The following is a 6,235-nucleotide window of genomic DNA, read 5'->3' on the forward strand; positions in this document are numbered from 1 at the left end:
GCGGTCATCGTTACGTGCCTTTCGGTGAGATGTGGTAGTTGAGTCGAAAGGTTACTGACGGTGGCCGCCCCAATATTTCCCAAGGCCCACCATCAGAAAGCGTTACACCACACTAAGGGACGCAACCACGGTGGCATCCTCGAGGTGAAAACTCTCACCGAATTCCCTCGAGCTCCATACCTGGGCAGAAGAAGTATTCGGGCAGACCACAAGCGGCTCGCACAGCACCGACCCGACCTCGTTATCGAGGCTTGCAAGGGCAAGTGATGACGGGACGGCTTGTGTGGGGTTCCGACCATATTGATTGGCTACCACAGGGGCTGCCAGCCCATCATTGGGCGAAAGATAAGTTATCCCCACCAAGATCTTTTGTTGATCTGGTGGGGATTTACTGAGCCGCCTAAGAGAATCGAACTCTTGACCTATTCATTACAAGTTCGACACTTCCCTGGTTAGTGGAATAGTTGCACACAAGACATACAGCACCTTATTCGCTCTTTGCCTTGCCCTCGCCTACCAGGCGGCACACTTGGGACCTTCGCCCCAGAGATCAGATCTCGAACGGATTAGACAATAGATTTCCCCACCGTCAATTCGGCAGACACTTCGAATCTGAATAAAATCGATTTAAAACCGGATAAACCTTTATGTATGTCCGGAATTGATCGAATGTTACAACAATGGCGCATGTCAATGATTGCGCAGTCGCTAAGCTCCCGTACGATTGACGAACGAATTCGAGTACTGAAGCAATTTTCCAAATACACTGGTAAATTCCCGCTCAACGCCAGTACGGATGACATTGTTGAATGGCTAGCGACGAAACGTAACAACAGCACAAAATGGTCCTATCTGTCACATTTACGCGCTTTCTATCGATGGGCAACTCTGACTGACCGCACCGACGACAATCCAACGCGAGTCATACCCTCACCCCGACGACCCCGATACAAGCCCCGCCCCACCCGTCCACATCAACTACGTACTCAGTCAAAACCTGCGAAAGAAAACACGGACAATGATCCTCCTCGCCGCTTTCGTCGGACTCAGAGTCCACGAAATCGCCAAGGTACACGGACGTGATTATGACCAACTCGCAGGCCAACTCACCGTACTAGGCAAAGGTAGCCAGATCGCCGTGATTCCCATCAATGAACAATTACAACCATTCTTTAACACTATGCCAACTAATGACTGGTGGTTTCCCAGCAGGAAAGGAGGCCACATTCACCGTGCGTCCGTCGGGAACTGCATCACCCGAGCATTCGACAGGAATGGTATAAGAATCGAAACCCACCAACTCCGACACAGCTTCGGCACCCAACTCCTACGTGTTGGTGGAGATATTCGCGTCGCCCAAACCCTCATGCGACACGCATCCATCCAGTCCACAGCACTATATGTAGACGTGGAAGAGTCCCAAGCGCGAGAAACAACCAACCTTCTCAAGATCGACCCACCACAAATTTTCGAAAGAGAAGACCCATAATTTACCAGGCATGACAATCTGGCAGCCATGGACAAGGCAACAATGCTCCGCCACTGGGAAATCGTGAAGCTTGATGCTCCCATGCGCCAGCCGATGCACTAGGGATCCGGCAGGGGTTCCTGGCCCGCCAAAAACACTACATCAGCCCGCGCGGGAATCAGGAACCACCCTGCACGCAACGATAGCCTCCTCATTGACGACATGCTGTCCCACAGCAATCAGGACCAAGCCATCTAAGTTACAGGAAGCGCCGTAAACGAGAACAAAAAAGATGGTCAATGAATCAACAGCTGAAGTGGTTCAAGCCAGCGAGGCGAACGAGGACACGGCGTTGCAGGCGCTCACGGAGTTTGCTGACTCACCGCTGGGCCAGAAATACCCCTCAGCGGTCGCGGTGTGGGAGAACGGCTGGGATCGATTCATCCCGTTCCTGGCGTTCCCGCCAGCCGTGCGCCGGGTGATATACACAACGAACGCGATCGAGTCGTTGAACTACCAGCTACGCAAGGTCACGAAAAACCGTTCCCAGTTCCCCACCGAGAACTCCGTTGTGAAACTGCTCTGGCTAGCGATCTGTAACATCGAGGACCAACGCTGTGTAACTAAACGCCGAGATGGTGCGAACATAAGTAAGTTCGAAGACCCGTAGATCATTGAGATCTTGGGCAATCAACTTCCGGCCCACAAGGTCTGGTCGATGATCGGGTCCCTGAGAAGGGACAGTGGTTAACGGCATCCGACCTCGACGAATCCCTGAAAAGCCCATTGTCCCGTCGCCAGTATGCAGAGCGAGTGGGCTTCTCCGAGCCAACAGTTCCAATCCGCCTTCGTGAAGCAAATATCCGCACCCACCATTCCCAAGGAAAATACAGGGCCCGAGAACAGAGAGCTAGTACTTTCACATGCTAATCTTCCATGTCATCAATACCTAAACTACCTTTGAGGACTTCCTGAACTTCTTCCTCCAGGCCGTGATTCCCGCGCGCTCCGAGTTGGTTCATATAATTCTCGGCATCGGCCCCAAGTTGCGTATCACCAAATCTCATTGCGTTTGCGATAACAACCGGGATTGCCCTCCTACTTAAATCGTAGGTGAAACGCCCTCCCTCGGGGGAATCACCGATTACCAATTTGAGAACCTTCAGCGCCGCGACGGGGTCCGAAAACGAGGCTTGTGCAAGCTCCTTCCCTATTGTTGTTCTTTCAGATCCAATAGCGGGATCCAGCTCGAGTATGTCACGCAAACGCGGAAGCCACCATTCGGAAGAAAAAGTACTGCTCCTCGCTAACCAATAGATCCCCCTGAGCTCTTGAGTTTCCTCAGGGTGTTCACGAACATGCCTAATGCGATCGTCCCAAAGCCTTCCAAATCGATCTCGGATCGAATCATCAACTTTATCTGCACGGAAGAAGGACCACGCAATATGCGCAAGGGCTTCGCCACGAACTGAAGGGGTAACAAGACCGAAGAAACTCTGAAATACTGGATCATCTGCAGAGATATCGCCGAAAACATAAGCGTCGATTACCCACTCACCTATTCGGGGCAGCGGCTCTAAGTCGGATTTCCATCCTGCTGTCAAAGAATCACCGACATCGATTGCAGCGAGCATCGAAGGGGTCAGTAATTCATACATTACAGGGTTGTAACGATATATGGCCATAGCGGTAGTGAGCACAATTTGTTGCGCAATAGAAATGGCTTCACGCGTACCAACGAATTCTTCAAGGTGCTCATCGACCCAGTCAGGTGCGGCTTGCATCAACCGGCCAAGGCCCTCGCCTAGAGCTGCCCGGCCAGCTCCATGTTGGTCAACCCGCGACATCTCACGCTCGATAACTTTAAGTGCCTCCCCGCGCCACGCCGCTTCCTTAGTGCGTGTTGCAGCGATAATGAGTGCTCGCACTATGCCCGGCCATTGGAAATTCAGCGACATATTTAGCGGATCCCACTCCGACACGCCGCGCTCATAGGTATCATAAGCGACCCACGCATCCTCGTCATTGGAGTAGTTAATTAACATTCGAGCGAAATGCTCTTCATAATACTCAGGAACTACCACTGATCCTTGCTTCTTAAGTAGTTCCTCAATTAGTCCGATTGCGGCGCCTTTCGCGCCACTGTAATTCTTGTCATCGTCGAAATCACCACCTTCGATTGGAAAAGGGGACGCAAGGGGGTGGTTGAGCACATGTTCTACGAGTTCGAAAGCTTGTTGCCAGTTGAGAGGAAGGTCCGCTTTTAGGGCAGATTCCCATCCCTTCAAAATGGCACGCAGGTAAGTCGGGCGAAGCCTCTTGCCCAGCTGCGGAACTCCTTCTAGAGCGAGCGGGTTCGTCGTTAAGAGACCCGAGAGAGCGCGACCTTGGCCCTCGTGCGAAGGTTCCGGCCCCCATCCGTCGCCGTTATCGTGCCAATTGGCAAGATGAGCAACAAGCTCGAGCGGAGCCATCGACAGCATCTCCTCCTGACTGGTGTGAGGATTCGGGCCAGTCCAGCTGGTGATTTGACCGAGGGGCTCAAGAGGCTTATCGATCACACCATTCTCTTCATTGAGCTTTAGCAACTCTTCCCTCAGTACCTCTGGAAGTGAGTCCATTCCGATAGCCGCTAACCAGCTATGCCGGTAACGTCGCGCCTTGGCCCTTATCTTTGATTCCCATCCTTCTTCGGTTATGCCCTCGTCACGAGGTACACGCTCTCGCATCCACGTCAGGTCAGTTTCAAATGCCCTTGCGAGAAAATCTACGATGACAGAGGTTGCAGTATTGTCGGCACGAGCTGCTTCTTGCGCCAACCTTGCGTATTCGACGCGAATGTATTCATCATCAGACTTTGCATCGCCAAGGAGCTGTTTTGCTATCCCTGCAAGGGCTTCAACATCCCCGTTATCCTCCAGTTCCCGTCGAAGAGCCTCAGCCACGACGTAAATTGCGATCTTCTGTAGGAGCTGAACGCCAGAGCGCACCAGGATGTTTGCGGTTTCACTCGGATTTGTGCGCATCGCCGGGATTGCCAAATCTCGAACGGCGTCGATAAGCGCCCCCTCGATCCGATCGGAAGAATTGTCCTGGGACACTATCGAGGGGCGGACGATCGCACTAATGTCATAATCATCGGATGCGAGGCCAGACAAACGAGCATAAGAAACTAGCCAACCAACAATGGCCTTGAGAGCGTTCTCGCCAAGGGCAGGAATGATGCGCGGTAACTCTTCCTCGTACCAATAATCCTCCAAGAGAGTACTGGGTCTACGAACCTTCGGGGTTACCCCATCCTCCGTATGAGGTTCGAATAGTGTATTCGCAAGCCAACGGCCGAGTTGCGGCTCACCACCCTCCAATAAGTTTACGGATAGAGATACCAGTGATCGGGGGTCGGTGCGAAACCCAAAGTCACACGCCCATTCTCTGATTAAGGGCTCCAGCCGAACAGCCGAAGCGGCCGGAATCCGCGACCCAATTTCGAATACGGCGCTGCGAACCCAGGAGTTTGTGCTCTTTTTCAACTGTAGAAGTACCTCGACGACTTCATCGGGTGCTTGTTCCGCAATGCGAGTCAGGTACGACAGTTCCGGCCAATATCTCTCTTGAATGTGACCGTCTCCGGTTGGTACTGGCTCTGGTGGGTCTGTAAATGCTCCTGCTGCTAAGAGAGGGCGGACCCAGTGGGGATTCTGAAGCCCCTCGTAGAACACACGCCTAAGTTGAAACGTTGGGATTTTGAGCAAGGCTGCTTCTACCTGCTCCTGGCTAGGCCTACTGAAACTAGGCATTGGTATCGTCCCCCGTGGCATTAATCTCAGCGAGTAAATCATTAATCGACTGCCTGGCCGTAAAAAAGGCAGTAATCACACCATCGAGCAGTTCTTCAAAAACACCCATGTGCTCTCGAATCTCGTCGTCCACAGGCAACGCAGCTACTTCTATATCCTTGTTTTGTAAATGCGTCCACTTTACAAAGTAGGTTCGCGAATCAATCCAGCGCGTGACTGCGACATGATTCGCGTTGCCATCATCCGTAATTAGAGCAGCGACATCATCTCGTATTCGTCGCTTCTCCTGTACCGCCGCCTTAAAAATCTTGCTCATAGCTGTCGCAATTTCTTGAGGAACTGGTACCGATTCCCGATCTCCGTCCAGCTCGAGTTCAGGAAATTTTGCCAGTAGGTCGGGGAGCCTCCTTATCTGCTCACTAGAAGATGGCTCAAATCTGGGCCCAATTGGCCGGTCGAAAGCGTCTAAGACACGATTCATCAATTCACGCATACAATGCGCGATCAATGACACTTTCGTGCGGCGATCTACTTCTCCGACTTCTGCATTTAGTAACGCCAATGCAGTCCGGTACACGCTGGCAAGTTCATGACGTCTTTCTTCAAGCGCGGCGACGATTCGTTCTTGCCGCTCATCCATGACTAAGTCTGCGGTGATCATCTAAAACTCTCTGGCCTCACTGTTCGAGAATACCTCAGCCTGCGGGGCTGCTACACGTTCCCGGGTTCTAATCGGAAGCGCAACACCTTCTAAGTTGTGAGTTACCACACCTACAACTGAAGGGCTGCGCTTCCTTGTCCACACACTACCGCCACCTGACACTTGACGACCGTATCGAGATCGTGGGGTGTACTAAAGATGTTGGACAGTCATTGATCAGGGAGAATCAAAGGTATGGGTTCAACATCGAGGCGTAAGTTTAGTGCGCAGTTCAAAGCTGAGGCTGTGCAACTGGTGATCCAGTCCGAG

The 6,235-nt window shown here is 52.3% G+C and carries 3 protein-coding genes, 1 tRNA gene and 1 pseudogene; 2 read left to right on the forward strand and 3 right to left on the reverse strand.

Translation table 11 applies throughout. From position 1 onward, the window contains the following. Positions 1 to 394: 394 nt before the first annotated feature. Positions 395 to 525: transfer RNA gene (locus BN1241_RS12645), tRNA-OTHER, on the reverse strand. A 472-nt stretch (positions 526 to 997) separates the two neighbouring features. Between BN1241_RS12645 and BN1241_RS13500 the strand changes: the two genes are divergently transcribed. Both BN1241_RS13500 and BN1241_RS00030 read left to right on the forward strand, forming a co-directional pair. Beyond that, positions 998 to 1,489, forward strand: a complete 492-nt coding sequence (locus BN1241_RS13500; RefSeq protein WP_390617978.1) for a tyrosine-type recombinase/integrase — start codon at positions 998 to 1,000, stop codon at positions 1,487 to 1,489. A gap of 286 nt (positions 1,490 to 1,775) precedes the next feature. Continuing rightward, positions 1,776 to 2,138, forward strand: a pseudogene (locus BN1241_RS00030) (transposase); the annotation flags it as partial. A 256-nt stretch (positions 2,139 to 2,394) separates the two neighbouring features. Here BN1241_RS00030 and BN1241_RS00035 read toward each other — a convergent pair. Continuing rightward, complete coding sequence (locus BN1241_RS00035; RefSeq protein ID WP_147599119.1) at positions 2,395 to 4,728, reverse strand: hypothetical protein; 2,334 nt, start codon at positions 4,726 to 4,728, stop codon at positions 2,395 to 2,397. A gap of 529 nt (positions 4,729 to 5,257) precedes the next feature. Then, the gene (locus BN1241_RS00040; protein WP_054951732.1) at positions 5,258 to 5,926 is read right to left on the reverse strand and encodes a hypothetical protein; all 669 of its coding nucleotides are present in this window, start codon (positions 5,924 to 5,926) and stop codon (positions 5,258 to 5,260) included. Positions 5,927 to 6,235: the final 309 nt, after the last annotated feature.

The sequence above is a fragment of the Flaviflexus massiliensis genome (assembly GCF_001375495.1).
GTDB lineage: Bacteria > Actinomycetota > Actinomycetes > Actinomycetales > Actinomycetaceae > Flaviflexus > Flaviflexus massiliensis.

Excerpts from the sequence above, each read along its gene's own strand:
- BN1241_RS00040 (WP_054951732.1), bottom strand. The coding sequence starts at position 5,926 with ATGATCACCGCAGACTTAGTCATGGATGAGCGGCAAGAACGAATCGTC.